This window comes from Bradyrhizobium embrapense (assembly GCF_001189235.2).
GTDB classification, from domain to species: Bacteria; Pseudomonadota; Alphaproteobacteria; order Rhizobiales; family Xanthobacteraceae; genus Bradyrhizobium; species Bradyrhizobium embrapense.
This window is the reverse complement of the sequence record NZ_LFIP02000002.1, coordinates 122,115-140,907: the sequence shown is the minus strand read 5'-3', so window position 1 is coordinate 140,907 and position 18,793 is coordinate 122,115. Positions and strand designations below refer to the sequence as shown.

14 protein-coding genes are annotated in these 18,793 nt (G+C 64.0%); 5 read left to right on the top strand and 9 right to left on the bottom strand.

What is annotated here, in order from left to right:
- Positions 1-74 precede the first annotated feature (74 nt).
- Positions 75-4,238 (bottom strand): VCBS domain-containing protein, encoded by a 4,164-nt coding sequence (locus AKN83_RS08070; protein WP_063695259.1) that lies wholly within the window; start codon positions 4,236-4,238, stop codon positions 75-77.
- A gap of 594 nt (positions 4,239-4,832) precedes the next feature.
- On the opposite strand from AKN83_RS08070, the gene AKN83_RS08065 reads away from it, so the two are divergent.
- Positions 4,833-5,582 (top strand): transglutaminase-like cysteine peptidase, encoded by a 750-nt coding sequence (locus AKN83_RS08065; protein WP_050403857.1) that lies wholly within the window; start codon positions 4,833-4,835, stop codon positions 5,580-5,582.
- 131 nt (positions 5,583-5,713) lie between these two features.
- Here the strand turns inward: AKN83_RS08065 and AKN83_RS08060 are convergent, their stop codons facing one another.
- The 6 genes from AKN83_RS08060 to AKN83_RS08035 all read right to left on the bottom strand — a co-directional run bounded on the left by AKN83_RS08060 (position 5,714) and on the right by AKN83_RS08035 (position 12,570).
- Complete coding sequence (locus tag AKN83_RS08060) at positions 5,714-6,913, bottom strand: ABC transporter substrate-binding protein (RefSeq protein WP_050403856.1); 1,200 nt, start codon at positions 6,911-6,913, stop codon at positions 5,714-5,716.
- A 78-nt stretch (positions 6,914-6,991) separates the two neighbouring features.
- On the bottom strand, positions 6,992-8,830 hold the full coding sequence (locus AKN83_RS08055) for an AMP-dependent synthetase/ligase (RefSeq protein ID WP_050403855.1): 1,839 nt from the start codon (positions 8,828-8,830) through the stop codon (positions 6,992-6,994).
- Between the two features lie 158 nt (positions 8,831-8,988).
- A complete protein-coding gene (locus AKN83_RS08050; protein WP_050403854.1) occupies positions 8,989-9,768 on the bottom strand; it encodes an ABC transporter ATP-binding protein in 780 nt (259 codons plus the stop codon).
- A 10-nt stretch (positions 9,769-9,778) separates the two neighbouring features.
- Positions 9,779-10,537, bottom strand: a complete 759-nt coding sequence (locus AKN83_RS08045) for an ABC transporter ATP-binding protein (RefSeq protein WP_050403853.1) — start codon at positions 10,535-10,537, stop codon at positions 9,779-9,781.
- Entirely contained in the window at positions 10,534-11,685 is a 1,152-nt protein-coding gene (locus AKN83_RS08040; RefSeq protein ID WP_050403852.1) for a branched-chain amino acid ABC transporter permease, read from the bottom strand. Before AKN83_RS08040 ends, AKN83_RS08045 begins: the two co-directional genes overlap by 4 nt.
- 9 nt (positions 11,686-11,694) lie before the next feature.
- On the bottom strand, positions 11,695-12,570 hold the full coding sequence (locus tag AKN83_RS08035) for a branched-chain amino acid ABC transporter permease (RefSeq protein WP_021080282.1): 876 nt from the start codon (positions 12,568-12,570) through the stop codon (positions 11,695-11,697).
- 294 nt (positions 12,571-12,864) lie between these two features.
- Here AKN83_RS08035 and AKN83_RS08030 point away from each other — a divergent pair, with 294 nt between their 5' ends.
- On the top strand, positions 12,865-13,617 hold the full coding sequence (locus AKN83_RS08030; RefSeq protein ID WP_050403851.1) for an ABC transporter ATP-binding protein: 753 nt from the start codon (positions 12,865-12,867) through the stop codon (positions 13,615-13,617).
- Positions 13,614-15,134 carry a hypothetical protein gene (locus AKN83_RS08025; RefSeq protein WP_050403850.1) on the top strand — a complete coding sequence of 507 codons (1,521 nt, stop codon included), beginning with the start codon at positions 13,614-13,616 and terminating at the stop codon, positions 15,132-15,134. Before AKN83_RS08030 ends, AKN83_RS08025 begins: the two co-directional genes overlap by 4 nt.
- Positions 15,135-15,137: 3 nt before the next feature.
- On the opposite strand, the gene AKN83_RS08020 is transcribed toward AKN83_RS08025, so the two are convergent.
- On the bottom strand, positions 15,138-16,022 hold the full coding sequence (locus tag AKN83_RS08020) for an alpha/beta fold hydrolase (protein WP_430641533.1): 885 nt from the start codon (positions 16,020-16,022) through the stop codon (positions 15,138-15,140).
- A gap of 229 nt (positions 16,023-16,251) precedes the next feature.
- Between AKN83_RS08020 and AKN83_RS08015 the strand changes: the two genes are divergently transcribed.
- Complete coding sequence (locus AKN83_RS08015; RefSeq protein WP_050403939.1) at positions 16,252-17,067, top strand: MBL fold metallo-hydrolase; 816 nt, start codon at positions 16,252-16,254, stop codon at positions 17,065-17,067.
- Between the two features lie 13 nt (positions 17,068-17,080).
- Here AKN83_RS08015 and AKN83_RS08010 read toward each other — a convergent pair whose 3' ends face one another.
- Entirely contained in the window at positions 17,081-17,704 is a 624-nt protein-coding gene (locus tag AKN83_RS08010; RefSeq protein WP_050403849.1) for a CGNR zinc finger domain-containing protein, read from the bottom strand.
- Positions 17,705-17,796: 92 nt separating this feature from the next.
- Between AKN83_RS08010 and AKN83_RS08005 the strand changes: the two genes are divergently transcribed.
- Positions 17,797-18,741, top strand: coding sequence for an EamA family transporter (locus tag AKN83_RS08005; protein WP_083991988.1), 945 nt, complete (start codon positions 17,797-17,799; stop codon positions 18,739-18,741).
- Positions 18,742-18,793: the final 52 nt, after the last annotated feature.

Here is an 18,793-nt window from a genome sequence, read left to right as displayed (position 1 = left end):
CGGCGAGTAGTTCCAATCGAGCAGACGTTGCGCAATGCAGGATGCAGCCGGCCTTTCGGGAGGCCAAACGCCCATCACGTGTAATGAATGATGAAGTCGTTCTGGGACAAACTCGCCTTCGCGACGTTGTGCAACGTGATCGTGTCCGCACTGTCGATCGTGATCAGCGTATCAGCCGAATTCGTCGGCGATGTCGTCACGTTCTGATCGAACCAGTTGCTGAAGGTGCTCGTCGAGACGATCGCGGACAGGTCGATCTGGTCCTGGCCCGGCGTAAAGTTCAGGATCGTGTCATGATTGAAGTTCGGCGCAAACACGAACTTGTCCTGATAGCCCGATCCGAAAAACACGTCCTTGTCGCTGGTGCCCGTCAGCGTGACCGGCTGAGACGGATTTTGCTGGACGTTGAAGATCAGATTGACCGTATCGCTGGCGCCATGGCCGTCGGTCACGGAGAGCGCGATCTTGTCGGTCGCCGGCGGGGTCTGGCCGGGGTTGTAGACAAGGCCCGGTGACCCGAGCGCGGTGTTGATATCCGGGAGATGGCCGAGCAGCGCCGCCGGCGCGACGCTGCTGCCCGAGCCGGGGTTGGTCGCGGCCGCCAGGGTGAAGCTCTCGTTGGCGCCGGCATCGACATCGGTGACGGTGAGGCCGGAGATCGTTTCGGTCCCATCGGGGTTATTGGTGATGCTGATGTTGTCGGCATGGATCACCGGTGCGTCGTTGGCGCCGACGACATCGACCGTCAGCGTCGCAGTCCCGGTCGCGCCATGCGCATCGATGGTTTCGACGGTGAACGTGTCGGCATAGCTGCCCTTGGCCAGCGCATTGATCGCGGCGGCGTCGGGGACATAGCTGTAGGTGCCGTCCGGGTTGACCGTGAGCGAGCCGTAGATGCCCGCGATCGGCGAGTTGACCGCGACGTGGTCCGAATTGAGGGCGGCGTAGGTCAGCGTCGCGGTCTCGCCGTCGTCGACATCATGACCGTGCAGCGCGCCGGTGAGCGGGCTGAACGTGTCGTAGGCAGCGGTATCGGTGAGCGTGCCGGCGTTGACGTCAGCCAGCGTCGGCGCGTCATTGGCGCCGTTGATCGTGATCGTCACGGGCGTGGTGATGACGCCGCCATGATGGTCGTCGATCTGGATCGTGTAGGTCAGCGTCAGCGTCTCGCCGGCGGCGAGATAGTCGAAATTCTGGTCCGCGGCCGAGAAGATCCAGGCCTGCGATCCGTTCACATGGCCGGTCGAGTCCGTCAGCGTCCCCAGCGACAGCCAGTTCAGGATGGTGGACTGGTCCTCGGGCAGGCCCGCGGTCGCGCCGGATTCGGCTACACCGGTGATGCTCACCGCGTGGGTGTCGCTGAGATCCACATCGGCGAACTTCACGACGCCTGATGCGCCGTCCGGCTTGGACGAACCGGTCGTGTCAGTCTGCTCGGCGATGGTGGCGGTCTGCGGCTCCGACGTGATGGTTGGTGCATCGTTGCTGCCGTTGATCGTGATCGTCACCGGCTCGCTGATGACGCCACCATGGTGATCGTCGATCTTGACGGTGTAGGTCAGCGTCAGCGTTTCGCCGGCGGCGAGATAATCGAAATTGTTGTCCGCGGCCGAGAAGGTCCAGGCCTGCGACCCGTTCACATGGCCGGTCGAATCCGTCAGCGTCCCCAGCGACAGCCAGTTCAGGACCGTGGACTCGTCTTCAGGCAGGCCCGTGGTCGTGCCGGATTCCGCGACGCCGGTGATGGACACGCTATGGGTGTCGCTGAGATCGACGTCGGCAAACGCCACCACGCCTTGAGCCACATCCGGCTTGGTCGAGCCGGTCTCCCCGATCGCCTCGGTGATCGAGGCCGTCGGCGGCGCCGATGTGAATGTCGGAACGTCGTTGGTGCCGGTGATGGTGATCGTGACCGGCTGGGTGACGACGCCGCCATGGTGGTCGTCGACCTGGATCAGATAGGTCAGCGTCAGCTTCTCGCCGGCCGCCAGGTAGTCAAAATTCTTGTCGGCGGCCGAGAACGTCCAGGCATTGGATCCGATAACGCCGCCGGTCGAGTCCTTCAGCGTGCCGAGCGAGAGCCAGCTCAGTATGGTCGCCTGATCGGGGAGCCCCGTGGTAACGCCCGTTTCGGTGACACTGGCCACGGTGACGCTGTGGGTGTCGCTGAGATCGGCATCGGTGAAGGTCACCGTACCGGACGCAGTATCCGGCTTCGTTGAACCGGTCACACCTTCGGCCTCGGTGATGGCCGCCGCCTGGGTCGGCGACGTAATCACCGGGTTGTCGTCGGTGCCGACGATCGTGATCGTGACGGGGACCGTGACGACCCCACCATGATGGTCGTCGATCTGGACCGTGTAGATCAGCGTCAGCGTCTCGCCGGCGGCGAGATAATCGAAACTTCTGTCGGCGGCCGAGAATGTCCAGGGGCGCGATCCCGTCACGCCGTCGGTTGAATCGGTCAGTGCGCCCAGCGACAGCCAGCTCAACACGGTGGCCTCGTTGGCAAGTCCGCTGGTGACGCCGGCCTCGGTGACGCCGGTGATGGTGACCGTGTGGGTGTCGGTCAAATCCGCATCGGTAAACGTCACCGTGCCATGCGCCGTATCGGGCACGGCGGAATTCGTCGTCCATGGAAGTTCGGTGATCGAACCGACCTGTGCCGCGGACGTCACGACCGGCGTGTCGTTGGTACCGGTGATCGTGATGGTGATGGTGTTGAAGCCGGTCTCGTTGCTCAGCGGGTAGTTGTTATCGACGCGCACGAGATAGGTCAGCGTCAGCGTTTCGCCGGCGGCGAGGAAGTCGAACGCGCCGTCGGCAAGGCTGTAAGTCCAGGTCGCCGAGCCGATGTTGGTGTTCTGCGGATTGGGATCGAGCAGCAGCGGGATCTCGACGGCCTTGATGGCGGCCTGCTCCGCCGCCGTCAGCGACGACGTCACGTCGTTGCCGTGGGCATCCCGGTAGCTGAACGAATTGAAATTGACCGTCGCGGTCGGCTTGTCGCCGAGATTGACGTCCACCCAGGTGATCTGGCCGCTCACCGTGTCGGGCAGCGTGCTATGGGTCTGCCCGGCCTGTTCGGTGATCGCTCCATCCTGGGTCACGACATGCGGAGCCCCGGGGATGTGGTCGGACCTGCCGGGCGCCGCCTGTGACTGGGTATTGTTGGTCAACCCCAGCAGGAAGTTGATCGGCACGAAGGCGTCGCCGGTGGCGAGCTTCAGGCCGATCGTGACCGGGACGACGCTGTCCGTGAAGTTCGTCGTGAGCTTGGTGTTGGGATTCGAGTTGTCGGTGAACTTCAGCGCGAAGACGTCGGAGATCAGCTTCTGCGCATCGGTCGACAGCTGCGCCGACGAGACGAAGCTGACGCTGCCCTGGCCGTTGACGATGGTCTGGGTGCCGGCCTGATCGACGGTCGCGATCGGATTGAGCGTCGTCTTGTCGAACAGAATGTAGGAGCCGGTGGTGCCGTCGGGCTCGACCAGCACCTGGAATTTGGCCGGCGGCACGCCCCCCGTGCCCTGAACGTCGAAATCGATCTCGACCAGCACCGCGGTGCCGCGGATGCCCATGGTCGCGACCGGCGTATCGACCTTCATGTCGCCATGCTTGGCGGTCGCGCCGGCAACGAACGAGATCGTGCCCGAGACGAGGCTCATCAGCGCCGAATTGCTCGACCCGTTCGGGTCGTAGATCATTTCGTTCAGCACCATCTTGGCGTTCGGTCCGAGACCGAACACGGTGCCGTCGATGAAAGTGATGCCGAGCGTCGAGTCGCTGCCGGACTGAACCACGTCACCCTTGTTGACGTTGTCGCCCTGGTTCAGGACGATCGAGACGCCGTTGCGGATCGCGGTGGCGCTGCCCGCCAGCTTGGTGACGTGGCCGATGACCTTGGCCGGTTCCACCGCGCCGCCGGCCTGGGCATATCGGGTGTACCCTGTGAGCGCGTTGACGAGATCGCCGGTGAGATGCGCGCCTTCAGGCGACGCCAGCGCCGCGCGTTTCTCGCCCTTGAAGTAGTCGTGCAGGACGAGTTCCCGGTCATCCTTCGAGATGACGAGATCGAGCCCGGTCCGCTTGAAGTCGCCGGTAAACAGCAATTGCCCGTCGTCGACGGTGATCGCGCCGGGCGGAGCGCGGGTGGAAACGCTGTCGACATGCACCGTTCCACGGGCATAAGCGTCCGTGCTCGGCAAATAGCCGTCGAATTTCTCGACAAAGTTCACTGCGGATCACCGCACGATGGTTAATATTGGTAGAATATCCGAATGATTACGCCTGCATATCATCGGATAAAGCTTCGCGAAACCATCCTGTGCTTTCGCAAGGTGCTCTGATTGCGCGGTTTGACTGGGTGTGACTTGGCTCACTCTCAGATGAGTCGTGTAGTCCGAACTTGCCGGACGGTATCATAGGATGGGATCTGAGCCAAGATGGGTACTGAGCCACGTATTCGTGGTATTCGCTTGCATTTCTCTACTTGCCTTTATTTCCTCGCAGCCCCGAGAGGTCACTTGACCCCAATTTTCCGGCCAAAGCTGTGAATTGGCTTACAAATCGCAGCTATCCCGTGCGCGGACCGGCCGGGTTAACCAGAAGGCACGGATGAGGCGTTTCGCGGTGGAAAAAGGTTCGCCGGTTCGTTTCACAGACCGGTAAAGTTTTCGGGACCCGAAGTGTACGCCCTTTAGCCTGCTGCCCGGTTTCCCCACATCTTAAGTCGATTCGAAGGGATCGTTGGCCATGCTGCCGGCATGAAACGATCCGGTCGCGCGCGCGGTGCAGTATCCACCCGTCGATGAGCGGACAGGGGGTGTCGCATGGGTAACTCGCTTCGCTCGTTTGCGCTGCGTGCCGTCATGCTGGGCTTCGGCCTCGCCATGGCCGCACCGATTGCCGAGCTCAATGCCGCTTCGCTGCTTTCGCCCGGCCCCGCGACCCTGCTCAGAAAGTCGACCGAGCCGTTTGGCCTTACGACCAGCCCGCTTGCCGGCGGCGGCCTGCACGACAAATGGCTCGGCGTGCAGCGCCAGCTTGCCGACGAATTGGTGCAGATCGCAGCCTGCGAGAGCGCCCGCGCGGGATGCGCTTCTCCGGAGGCGCTGCGGTTCCTGGCGATCGTCGATGCCGGACGCGCGCGCAATGGCCGCGCCCGTCTCGGCGAGATCAACCGCGCGATCAATCTGGCGATCCGCCCGGGCAGCGATCTCGCGACTTATGGCGAGCCCGACGTCTGGGCCACACCGCTCGCCACGTTTGCGCGGGGAAGCGGCGATTGCGAGGACTATGCGATCGCGAAATTCGTGGCGCTCGGCAAGGCCGGCGTCGCGCCGGACGATTTGCGCATCGTCGTCATGCACGACCTGCTCGGTGGCGAGGACCATGCCGTGGTCGCGGCGCGGCTCGACGGCCACTGGCTGACGCTCGACAACCGGCGCATGACGATGATCGAGGATGCCGACATCAGGAATTTTCGGCCGACCTTCGTGATCGACCAGAACGGCGTCAGCCGCTATGTCGATGCGCCGCTCGCCACCGAGGCCGCGTGGCGGCCGTCGGCGACGAATTGAACGAACGATAGGAATCCGGTTCCGTCATTGCGAGGAGCGAAGCGACAACGCAATCCACATTTCCTCTCGCCGAGGTGTGGATTGCTTCGCTTCTCTCGCATTGGCGATTGTCCCAGCGCCCGGACCACCGCCTAGAACATTAGATTGTCCTTCACCAGCACCCAACGGCCGCCCTTGACCTGCTGCACCTGGGTAATGGTGTTGGCGAGATGATCGGTCTTGGAGAACTTGGTCGGCGGCGAGCTGAAGATGTCGAGGAACTTGTCGCCTGACTCCAGCGCGTCCAGCATCTTCTGGCCGGTGAGGTCCTTGCCCGCCTTCTGCGCGTAGAAGGCGAAGGTCATCACCGCGTTGTAGCCGATGATCGCCTGCGTGTTGGCCTCAGAGTTGAACATCTTCTTGTAGTTGACGAGCCAGTCCTTCACCTTGCCCTTGGCCGTGTCCTCGTAGGGAATCTCGAAGCCTGACGCTGCATAGAGGCCCTCGACGGCTTCCTTGCCGAGCGCCGGCACCTCGAGCACGTTGGTCGGGGTGGCGCCGAGGAAGGTCACGTCCCAGCCGAGCTTCCTGGCCTCGTTCATCGCGCCGATGGTCTCGCGGATCACGGTGCCGAGCACGACGAGGTCGCAGCCGTCGGACTTCATCTTGGCGACCTGCGCCGAGAAGTCGGAGGCGCCGCGCTTGTAGCTGGTGACCGAGGCCGGCTGCACCTTCATCGCGCCGAGCTGCTGGGTGAATCCGTCGAGCACGTTCTTACCGTACTCGTCGTCCTGATGCATGATGCAGGGCTTTTTGAAGTTCTTCCAGTCCATCATGTATTTGAGCGCAGCGCGCGTGCTCTCGACATAGGGCAGGAGGTTGTTGAACTTGAGCCGCTCCTGCGGCTTGGCGGGATCGAACTTGAAGGTGAATTCGGCGGCGGTCAGCGGGAACAGCTGCAATACGCCGGCATCGAACAGGATGTCCTGCGCGGCGAGCACGGTCGGCGAGCCCATCGGGCCGATCATCGCGAACACCTTGTCGCGCTCGACCATCTTCTGCGAAGCCAGCACGGCCTTCTTCGGGTCGTAACCATTGTCCTCCAGGATCATCTTGATCTTGCGGCCGTTGATGCCGCCGCCGGCGTTGATTTCCTCAACCGCCATCTTCATGCCGTTGGACACCGGAACGCCCCAGACCTTGATCGGGCCGGACAAATCCTGATGCGTTCCGATCACGATCTCGGTCGGCGAAATGCCTTCATTGGTGACCTTGGTCTGGGCTGCGGCCGGCAGACAGGTCAGCGCCAGCGCGCTAACCGCAAGGCCCAGCGCCTTCAGCGATTTCGACATTGCAGTCTCCTCCTAACATGGCCCATGTTGAGCGAAGGGTCGGGCCTGCTCGCTCCCTCGCCAATTCCATGCCTTCGCTTACGCGACCGCGCGTTCGCCATACATGGCGTCGATCTCGGCTGCGTAGCGCTTGTTCACAAAACTTCGCTTCAGCTTCATGGTCGGCGTCAGCTCCTCGTCCTCGGGCGTGAGCTGGCGCTCGATCAGGTAAAACTTCTTGATGGTCTCGACGCGCGCGAATTTCGCGTTGACCGCCTCGACCTCGCGGTGGATCAGGTCCTGGATCTCGCGGGCGCGGCAAAGGCTCGCGTAGTTGGTGAACGGGATATCCTGGTCCTGGGCATATTTCTCGACATTTTCCTGATCGATCATGATCAGGCAGGTCAGGTACGGCCGCTTGTCGCCGATCACGACAGCATCCGAGACATAGGGCGAGAATTTCAGCTGGTTCTCGATCTCGGACGGCGTGATGTTCTTGCCGCCTGAGGTGATGATGATGTCCTTCATCCGGTCGGTGATCTTGACATAGCCCTCATTGTCGATCGCGCCGACGTCGCCGGTGTGCAGCCAGCCTTTGGCGTCGATGGTCTCGGCGGTCTTCTCCGGCTGGTTGAGATAACCCATGAACAGGAAGTCGCCCTTGATCAGGATCTCGCCCTTCGGGCAGATCATCACCTCGCCCCAGGGCGCGGCCTTGCCGACCGAGCCGAGCTTGATGCGGTCCGCCGACATCATAGTCGCGACGCCGCAATTCTCGGTCTGGCCGTAGACCTCGCGCATGTCGATGCCGAGCGCGAGATACCAGCGGATCAGATCCGGCGAGATCGGCGCCGCGCCGGTCAGCGCGATCCGGCAGCGGTCGAGCCCGAGCATGCGGCGGATGTTGCGGAACACCAGCCAGTAGGCGGCGCGGTTGGCAAGCCGCAGCGACAGCGGCGGCGTCTCGCCCTGCAGCCGGCATTCGGTCATCCGGTTGCCGATCGCAAGCGCCCGGGCATACATCCAGTTCTGGAACGGGGTCGCATCCTTCAGCGCGATAGTGATGCCGGAATAGAACTTCTCCCAGATCCTCGGCACCGCCAGGAACGCGGTCGGCTGCACCTCGCGCAAATTGTCCGGCACCGTCTCAGGGCTCTCGGCGAAATTCATCACCGAGCCGAGCGCGAGCGAGATGTAGTAACCGCCGACCCGCTCGGCGACATGGCAGAGCGGCAGGAACACCAGCCGCTCCTCGCTGTCGGTCGAGGGGTAGAGATCGTTGGCATGGCGCATCTGGTGCGTCACGCTGCGGTTGGAGTGCATCGCGCCCTTGGGCGGGCCGGTGGTGCCCGACGTATAGACCAGGATCGCGAGATCGGCGGCGGTGCGGCTGCCGGTCATCTCATCCCACAGGGCATCATTGCCCTGCGCATGATTGCGGCCGAGCGCGGTGAATTCGCCAAGCGACAGCACCATCGGATCGGAGAAGCCGGAGAGGCCCTCCATGTCGAACACCACGATCTTGTCCAGCGTCGGACAGCGCGACCGGCAGGTCAGTACCTTGTCGAGCTGCTCCTCGTCCTCGACGAAGATCACCCGGGTGCGGGAATCATTGACGAGGTATTCGACCTGCGCCGCTGAATCGGTCGGATAGATGCCGGAGGACACGCCGCCGGCACACAGGATGCCCATGTCGGCATAGACCCATTCCGGCACCGCGTTGGCGATGATCGAGGCGACGTCGCCGGGACGGAAGCCGGTCGCATGCAGGGCGAAGGCGATGTCTTTGGACAGCTGCAGCCATTCGCGCCAGCTGGTCGGCTGCCAGATGCCGAACTTCTTTTCGCGGATCGCGGGCCTGTCGCCACGCGTTTGCACCGCGAGCAGAAAGCTCCTCGCGATCGTGTCGGCAACCGTCAGCACCGCTGGTCCTGCCATGCGCGCTACCCTCCTCTGCCGCTTGCCTCACGCGCTGGCTCTTACCGCCGGTCTTGTTCGCGAAGCAGGCCTGAAATCTAGCTCCAACTCACTCTCAGTGCCAAACCTTCCTCGGCCAACTTTAGTCGACGTCAACCTTCGGCAACGCCAGATATGCCTCAGCGCCACGTCTTCTTCTTTTTCCAGCGCCGCTCGCCCCGCGCGCCGGCTTCCTTGGCGCCAAGGTAGAACTCCTGGATATCGGGTGAATTCAGCAGCCGCTCGCAGGTGTCGTTCATGACGACACGGCCGATCTCCAGCACATAGCCGTAATGTGCCGTCTCCAGCGCGATCTTGGCATTCTGCTCGACCAGCAGGATCGACATGCCCTGCTCCTCATTGACGCGGCGGATGATGGTGAAGATCTCCTTCACCAGGATCGGCGACAGCCCGAGCGACGGCTCGTCCAGCAGCAGCAAGGTCGGCCGGTTCATCAGTGCGCGCCCGATCGCAAGCATCTGCTGCTCGCCGCCCGAAAGCTGCCCGGCCGGCTGGCCGAGCCGCTCCTTCAGCCGTGGAAAATAGCCGTAGACGCGTTCGAGGTCCTGCGCCACACCGTCGCGGTCCTTGCGCAGATAGGCGCCCATCATCAGGTTCTCGCGCACCGACAGGAACGGAAACACTTCCCGTCCTTCCGGCACATGGCTGAGGCCGAGCCGCACGATCCGGTCGGCCTCCATCCGCTGGATCGGCCTTCCGAGGAATTCGATCGAACCCTTCTGCGGATCGAGGATGCCGGAGATCGTCTTCAGCACCGTGGTCTTGCCGGCGCCGTTGGCGCCGAGCAGCGTGACGATCCGGCCGCGCGGCACCTCGAGGCTGATGCCGCGGATCGCCATGATCGGTCCGTAATAGCTTTCGATGTTGGAGAGCTTCAGGATGATGTCTGGCGTGCTCATGGCAGCATCCTCATGCGCCGAGATAGGCTGCGACGACGTCGGGATGGTGCTGCACCTCGGACGGCGAGCCCATCGCCAGCACGCGGCCGTAGTTCAGCGCGATGACGCGGTCGGAGACCCGGTTGACCAGCGTCATGTCGTGCTCGACCATCAGGACCGTGATGCCGAGCTCGCTCTTCATGTCGCGGATCCAGAACGACATGTCGTCGGTCTCCTCGACATTGAGGCCGGATGACGGCTCGTCGAGCAGGATCAGCTTCGGCTCCGAGCACAGCGCGCGCGCCAGCTCGATCACCTTGCGCACGCCGTAAGGCAGCCCCGAGATCAGCTTGTCGCGGTACGGTTCGAGATCAAGGAATTCGATTACCTGCTCGACGCGGCGGCGATGCGCTTTTTCGCCGGCCCGGACGCTCGGCAGGAACAACAGCTCCTGCCAGAGCTGGGTGGTGGAATGGCGATGGCGGCCGACCAGCAGATTGCTCAGCACCGTCGCATTCTCGAACAGCTCGATGTTCTGGAAGGTCCGCGCGATGCCGAGCTTGGCGATGTCGTAGGCCGGCTGCTGGGTGATGTCCTGATCCTCGAAGAAGATCTTGCCCGAGGTCGGCGGATAGATGCGCGAGATCAGGTTGAAGATCGAGCTCTTGCCAGCGCCGTTGGGCCCGATGATCGAGAGGATCTCGCCCTTCTCGACCGCGAAGCTGACGGCATCGACCGCCTTGAGGCCACCGAAATGCAGGGACAGGTTCTCGGCGCGGAAATAGCTCATCGGTTCCGCTCCGATTTCACGTAGATCTTCTGCCGCTTGAAAGTCGCGCGCTTGTAGAGCGGGAACAGCTGGAAGAAGAGCTTGATCTTGAGCCAGCGGCCATAGAGTCCCAAGGGTTCAAAGAGCACGAAAACCACGATGATGACGCCGTAGATCGCGCCCTTCAGCCCGTTGGCGGAAGCGAAGGCCGCGACCGCGTCCTGAATGTGGCCGGCGCGTTCCGTACCGGCGCCGAGCGTGGCGGCGACGCCGCCGATCACGCCGGGCATGTCGTCCTTCAGATAGGTCAGGAACGGATCGATCATGACCAGGAAGATCGCGCCGAGCACCGCGCCATGCAGGCTGAAGGTGCCGCCGATCAGGATCACGATGATGAACTCGATCGAGAGCTGCAGCGTGAACATCTCGGGCGAGATGAAGGAGAGCTTGTGGGCGAACAGCACGCCGGCAAAGCCGGTGATACCAGCCGAGATCGCGAACGATTTCACCTTGTAGAGCGCGACGTTGATCCCCATGCTGCGCGCCGCGGTCTCGCTGTCGCGGATCGCGACAAAGGCGCGCCCGGTCGGCGAGCGCAGCAGGTTGAGCGTGCCGACGATGGTCAGCACCAGCACCGCGAGACAGAGATAGTAGAAGGGGGGGCCGTCGCGCGACACCGTGGTGCCGAGCAGCTGAATGGTCTTGACCCGCATGCCTTCGTTGCCGTGGGTCACGCCTTCCCAGCGCGCCAGGATTTCCTCGACGATGAAGGCAAACGAGATCGTCGCGATCACCAGATAGATGCCCTGCAGCCGCAGCGCCGGAAATCCGACCAGCGCGCCGACCACGCCGGTGAGCAGGCCGGCGGCGAGGAAATAGACCGGAAACGGCACGTTGAACTGCTGCAGATAGGCCGCAGTGTAGGCGCCGATCGCCAGAAACGCGGCATGGCCGAGCGAGGCCTGGCCGGTAAAGCCGGTCAGGATCATGAGCCCGACGCCGACCGTCGCATAGATGCAGACGAAGACCAGCTGGCTCATCAGATAACTCGAGAGCGCATAGGGCGCGATCAGCAACACCGCCAGCAGCAGGCCGTAGGAGTAGACGTAGCCGGAATGCGGAAACAGCCTGATGTCGTCTTCGTAGTCGGTCTTGAAGAGAAACCGCATGCTGGCTCCTCAGACTTTCTTGCGCACATGAAGGCCGAACAGGCCTTCGGGCTTGAGCAGCAGCACCGCGAGCAGCACGATGTAGGGCGCGACGTCCTTCCACCCCTGCGGCAGATAGAAGCCGGCCATGCTCTCGATCACGCCGATCAGGACGCCGCCGACCACCGCGCCCGGGATCGAGCCGAAGCCGCCGAGCACGGCGGCCGGAAACGCCTTCAGCCCCAGCACCAGGCCGACATTGGAATGGATGAAGGTGATCGGCGCCAGCAGCACGCCGGCGCAGGTCGCCACAGCCGCCGAGATCGCCCAGACGATCGAGACCACGCGCTTGACCGGGATGCCCATGTAATAGGCAGCCAGCATGTTCTCGGAGCTGGCGCGCATCGCGGTGCCGAGCGTGGTGCGGTTGAAGAACAGATAGAGCAGCGCGCACAGGATGATGGTCGCCGCGATCACCGACAATTTGTCATAGGCGAGTACCAGGCTGCCGATCCGCAGCACGCCCTGGCTGAACGGCGTTTCGATCTTGAAGTCGTCGGTGCCCCAGATCATGCCGGCCACCGAGCGCAGGAAATAGCCGAGCCCGATCGTCGCCATGATGATCGAGAATTGCGGATAGCCGAGGATCGGCCGCACCACCAGCCGCTCGGCCAGCATGCCGAACAGCGCCATGCAGATCACCGCGCCGGCGAAACCGACCCAGTAATTCAGTCCGAGCATGCCGATGAAGGTGAAGGCGAAAAAGCCGCCCAGCATCATCAAATCGCCTTGCGCGAAATTGACGACCTCGGTTGCCTTGTAGACCAGCACGAAGCCGAGCGCGATCAGGCCGTAAACGCAGCCGAGCGCGATGCCGCTGACGAGCTGCTGAACAAAGTCCAGCATCGTTCCCTCCCCGATGCCCGGCGATTCTTATCCGATCGCTCGTCGCATCCCGCCTTCGCGCCCTTGTGTCGGAATCGCTGAAAGCCGCCTATGTCCGATCGGGATTGAGCCAAAAGGCCCGTTCCCTGTCAACAAACCGCTGACCCGGCTGTATCATCACATTTGCGGAGATATGCCGCAGCACGGACTAATACGGATATCGCGGTCGATTTACCCCGTGCGATTCACTGCACCGAAACGGTTTTTGTCCAAGGTCACGCAACCGACGAGCGAACTCCCGGATCGCCACACATCATGACTTCGGAACTATCCGCACTCGCCGTGCGAGGGTTAACCAAGCGTTTTGACCGGCCGGCGGTCGACGCGCTCGATCTCACCGTCCGTGCCGGTGAATTCTATGCGCTGCTCGGGCCGAACGGCGCCGGCAAGACCACGACGTTGCGCATGGTGGCAGGGCTGTTGCGGCCCGATGCCGGCACGGTGTCGATCTTCGGCATCGACGCACTGGCCGACCCGGTTTCAGCCAAGCAGATCATGGCCTGGGTGTCCGACGAGCCGATGATCTACGACAAGCTGACGCCACTGGAATATCTCGAATTCGTCGCCGGCCTGTGGGGCATCGATCCCCGCACGTCGGAGAAGTCGGCGCGCAATCTGCTGGTGTCGCTCGGGCTGGAGCCGCATCTCAACGAGCGCTGCGAGGGCTTCTCCAAGGGCATGCGCCAGAAGGTGGCGCTCGCCGGTGCGCTGGTGCACGATCCCCGCCTGATCATTCTCGATGAACCGCTGACCGGCCTTGACGCGCTGTCGGCGCGTCACGTCAAGGGTCTGCTGCAGGAGCGCGTCCGCGCTGGCGGTACCGTGATCATGACCACCCACATTCTCGAAGTCGCCGAGCGGATGGCCGACCGCATCGGCGTCATCGCGACCGGCAGGCTGATCGCCGAGGGCACGCTGGCCGAGCTGCGCGCGCGGAACGGCAGCAACGACACCACGCTCGAGGACATGTTCATCGCGCTGGTCGATACCGAGGCGGCCGCCGCGTGAGCTCGACCGCCCATCTCGCCTGGTTCGCCCGCCACGAATTCCGCCTGGCCTGGCGCGAATGGCTGGCGATGATGACAGGCGGTCGGCGCCGGCGCAATCGCGCCGTGATCGGCCTCTTGACCTTCGCGGCGATCCTGCATCTGCCGGCCTATGCCGTGGTCGCCCGCTATGTCGACCTGCGGTTTCCGCTCGATCCGTCCTCGCTGATCGTGCTGACCGCGACGATCTTCCTGGCCTGGGCGCTGATGCTGTCGCAGGCGATCGAGTCGGTGACGCGGGTGTTCTACGCCCGCGCCGATCTCGATTTGATCATGTCGTCGCCGGCCAAGCTCACCAACATCTTCTCGATCCGGATCGCGGCGATCGCGCTGACGGTGAGCAGCATGGCACTGCTGCTGTCGACGCCGTTCATCGACGTGCTGGTGTATCTCGGCGGTGCGCGCTGGCTTGCCGGCTTCGGCGTCGTGCTCGCGATCGGGCTGTCGGCGGCTGCCGCGGCGATCGCCGTCACAGCGTTGCTGTTTCGCCTGATCGGGCCGGGCCGGACGCGGCTGGTGGCACAGATCGTCTCCGCCGTCATCGGCGCCGGCTTCGTCATCGCGCTCCAGGTCGTCGCCGTGCTGTCCTACGGCACGCTGTCGCGCTTTGCCTTTCTGACTTCGGAAACCGCAGCACGCATTGCCCCGGGCCCCGACAGCCTCGTCTGGTGGCCGGCCCGCGCATCGCTCGGCGATTTCGAAATTATGATGCTGCTGCTCGCCGCAGCGCTCGTGCTGCTCGGCGTCGTGATGGCGGTGTTCGCGCCGCGGTTTGCCGACACCGTCGCGCGCGTCGCCGCCAATCCGGCCGCGGTCACGCAAGGACGGGCACGCGCGTTCCGGACCGGCTCGCGGCAGCAGGCGCTGCGGCGCAAGGAGCTCCTGCTGCTGCGCCGCGATCCCTGGCTGCTGTCGCAGAGCCTGATGCAGATGCTCTATCTGCTGCCGCCGGCGCTGATGCTGTGGCGGAGCTTCTCCGGCACGTCGACCGCGATCGTGCTGATCACGCCTGTCATTGTGATGGCCGCAGGCCAGCTCGCCGGGGGACTCGCCTGGCTGACCATCTCGGGCGAGGATGCGCCCGATCTGGTGGCAACCGCGCCACTGCCGCCGTCGCGCGTGACCCGCGCCAAGGTCGAGGTGGTGCTGATCGCGATCGCCACGGTTTTCGCGCCGCTGGTGGCCGCGCTGGCCTTCGCCTCGCCGGGGCAAGCGGTGGTCACGGCGATCGCGATCATCATCGCGACGGCATCCGCCGCCGCGGTCCAGCTCTGGTTCCGCGCGCAGGCCAAGCGCAGCCAGTTCCGCCGGCGTCAGACCTCCTCCCGCATCGCCACCTTCGCGGAAGCCTTCTCCTCGATCGGCTGGGCCGCAACCGCGGCGTTGGCCCTGACGATCCCGGCGGCCGCGCTCATCAGCGGCAGTCTGACGCTGCTGACGCTCGCCACCGCCTGGAAGATCAGCCCGCGGCGCGCGTAAGAGTTAGCCCTTCACCAGTTCCATCACCGCCGCGGCAAACGCCTCCGGCGCTTCCTGCGGCAGATTGTGGCCGGCGCCCGGGATCACCCGATAGGCGCGGCGGGCCGTGTACTTGGCCGCGCTGGCGCTGCCGTCGCCGGCGGCCGTAACCCCGTCGTCGCCGCCGTCGAGCGTGATGGTGGGGACCGTAATCACCGGCAGCGCGTCCAGCCGCCGCTGCACCTCCGCATAGCGCGGATCTCCAGCGACGACGCCGTAGCGATGCCGGTAGCTGTGGATCACCACGTCGACATAATCAGGATTGTCGAATGCGACCGAGGTGCGCTCGAAGCAGGCATCGTCGAACGCCCAGCTCGGCGACCATTGCGACCACAATAGCTTCGCGATGCCGCGCCGGTTGGCGGCGAGCCCGGCGCGCCCCCGCTCGAGCTGGAAGTAATACTGATACCATAGCGGCACCTCGCGCTCCGGCCGCGCCGGCACCATCGCATGCGCGATGTCCTGGATCATGTAGCCATTGGTGCAGATCAGCCCGATGCATCGTTCCGGCCACACCGCCGCACCGATCGAGGCGGCGCGGCCGCCCCAGTCGTATCCGGCGAATACCGCGCGCTTGATGTCGAGCGCATCCATCAGCGCCATCAGGTCGGCACCGACCGCAGCCTGCTCGCCCGAGCGTGGCGTCGCCTTGTCGCGGAACACCGTCGGGCCGTAGCCGCGCAGATAGGGCACGATGACCCGGCAACCCTGCGCCGCCAGCAGCGGGGCGACGTCCACATAGGAATGGATATCGTAGGGAAAGCCGTGCATCAGCATCACGGCCGGCCCGTCGGCCGGCCCCGCCTCGTAATAGGCGATGTCGAGCACGCCTGCTTCGACATGGCGCAATGGCTCGAGCCGTTTGGTCGATGACGCGCGCGGCGCGTAGCTGTGCTCAGTCACGCAGAACTCCCTGATCGCTGTGATCATGCGCGGCATAGTAGCGTGTCCCCACGCAAGAATCGCCCGGATCGTATTGCAGCCAGCGCCGTGGAGCGATGCGCCGGCCTCATCATGACGGCGCGCCGATTGCGCGATAGTCTGACGTCGGCGGATATTGCCGCGGATGGAACAGCCCATGCTGAGATTGCTTGCCGCACTCGCCTTGCTGGGAACGCTGACCAGTCACGCATTTGCGCAGGACGCCCAGCGCAGCGAATGCCTGGCGATGGCCAATGCACCGCCACGCGCCGTCCCGGTGAACTACCGGCGCGTCGCCGCTAAAACGGACGAGGTCGCGATCACTTATGCCGGCCATTCCACCTACTACATCGACACGCCTGGCGGCATCCGGATCGCGACCGACTACAACGGCGTCTATCAAACCGGGCGGCTGCCCGACGTCGCGACCATGAATCGGGCGCACGCGACGCATTACACGCTGTTTCCCGACCCGAAGATTCCCCACGTGCTGCATGGCTGGGGCGAGAACGGCCAGGCCGCGCACTACGGGATGCGGATCGGCGACGTCTATATCCGCAACGTCACCACAGACATCCGCCGCTACTGGGGCGAAGACTCCGGCGGCGAGATGATCAAGGATGGCAACTCGATCTTCATCTTCGAGGTCGCCGGCCTCTGTATCGGCCATCTCGGCCACCTCCACGTCAAGCTCGACGACAGCCAGTTTGCCGCGATCGGCCGTCTCGACATCGTGATGGTACCGATCGACGGCACCTATACGATGTCGCTCGACGGCATCTCCGAGATCACCAGGCGGTTGCGCTCAGCCGTCGTGCTGCCGATGCACCGCTTCGCGACCCCGCTCGACGAGTTCATGCGCCTGATCGGCCAGCAATTCGAGATCGACCGCCGCGGCGGCGAGCGCACCTTGCGGATTTCACGCGACACGCTGCCGGCGACGCCGACGGTGATCATCCTCGACGGGGTGTAAGGCGCAAACGCCATCATTCCCCCGCCGCCTGCATGCGCTGGTAGTGCCGGCGCGATTTGGCGAGATTGCCGCAATCGCCCATCGAGCACCATCGCCGGTTCTGGGCACGGCTCTCGTCGACGAACAGCCAGCCGCAGCCCCGCTCATCCTGGCACTGCTTCACCCTCTCCGCACGGGCCCCGGTCAGGAGGCTCACGGCCGACCATGCGATCGGCTTGAGCAGCATCTCGGGCGCAACTTTCTCGGCTGTCGGCAGCCAACGCAGCGTGTCGCCGACAGACCCCAGCGTCACGCCGCCCAATGCAGCTTCGATGCATCGGTTGAGATCGGCCAGCGCCGCCGGATCGATCCGGCCGCCTCCGATGCGGGCAATAAAGATCGTGTAGAGCGCCTCGCGCAGGTCACGGGCGGCTTTCAGAAAGGTATCTGCCTCGTGCGGTGAGGATTTCCATCGTGCCCTGAGCTGCGCGACCAAACGGCGGTCTGCCAGTCCGGCGGCGGCGAACCATTTCAGCGCGGAATCAGGGGTGGCAATCCGATCCTCAGCCGGATCGCGCAGACGCCACGCGACGGTATTCACGAACTGGATGCTGAGCTCTTCCCGAGCCAGCGTCTCAAGCGAAGGAACACGCGACATGATCGGGCGACTCCTCAGGAACGGATAACCCCTTAATCGGTTGGGTTGGACACAACCTGTTAAGTGGTTAGAATCTAGCCCGGGAGCCAACCATGTCCAAGCGACTTTTGATGGTCGGCGCGTTCGCCGCCATCTATCTGCTTTGGGGTTCCACCTACCTGGCGATCGCGCTCGGCCTGAAGACGATCCCCCCGTTCCTGCTGATGGGCCTTCGTTCGCTTGGCGGCGGTGTGATCCTGATCGCGCTGAACGGGGCTGAGGTCATGCACGTGTCGCGATGGCGCTGGCTGACTGCATCGCTCTGTGGCGTGCTGTTCTTCGTCGGTTGCCACGGCGTTCTCGCCCATGCCCAGCAATCGGTTCCGTCCGGCATCGCCGCAATCGTGCTGGCCACGATTCCGTTCTGGGTGCTGCTCATCGATTTCCTGTATCCGCAAAGCCGGCGCCCCAGGGCGATGACGCTGGCCGCATTGCTGCCCGGCCTTGCCGGTGTGGCAATCGTGGCCTGGGAGTCGGCCGGACGAGGCGACTTCAACGTCATTCCCCTCCTGCTGCTGCTCGGTGCGGCGCTCTCCTGGGCGGTGGGCACGGTGCTGTCGCGCCGGACAACGGATCACGGCTCGCCAATCTTGTCGTCAGGCATGCAGCTGTCGATCGGCGGCGTGGTCCTGCTTGCGATCAGTCTTGCGTCCGGCGAATTGGAGGGCTTCTCGCCGCGGAACATTTCGACGGCCTCGCTCGCAGCCGTGATCTATCTCGCCATCGCCGGAAGCGTCATCGGTTTCACGGCGTTTCACTGGCTGCTCGACAATGTGTCGACGTTCATGGTCTCGACCTACATCTTCGTCAATCCGATCATCGCCGTGCTGCTCGGTACGCTGGTGCTCGGCGAACCATTTTCCGTCACGATGCTGCTCGGCGCGCTCCTTGTGATCGCCTCGATTATCATCACTTGGCGAGCCGAGCAGGCATCGCCGGCGCTGGCGAAACCGCCTCGGTCGACGATCTGGTCGCGATCGGCGCTGCGGTCGGGCTGACGGCACATTCGCAGGCGGTGGTTTGACGCGCGCCGGCCCCCCTCGTTATCCT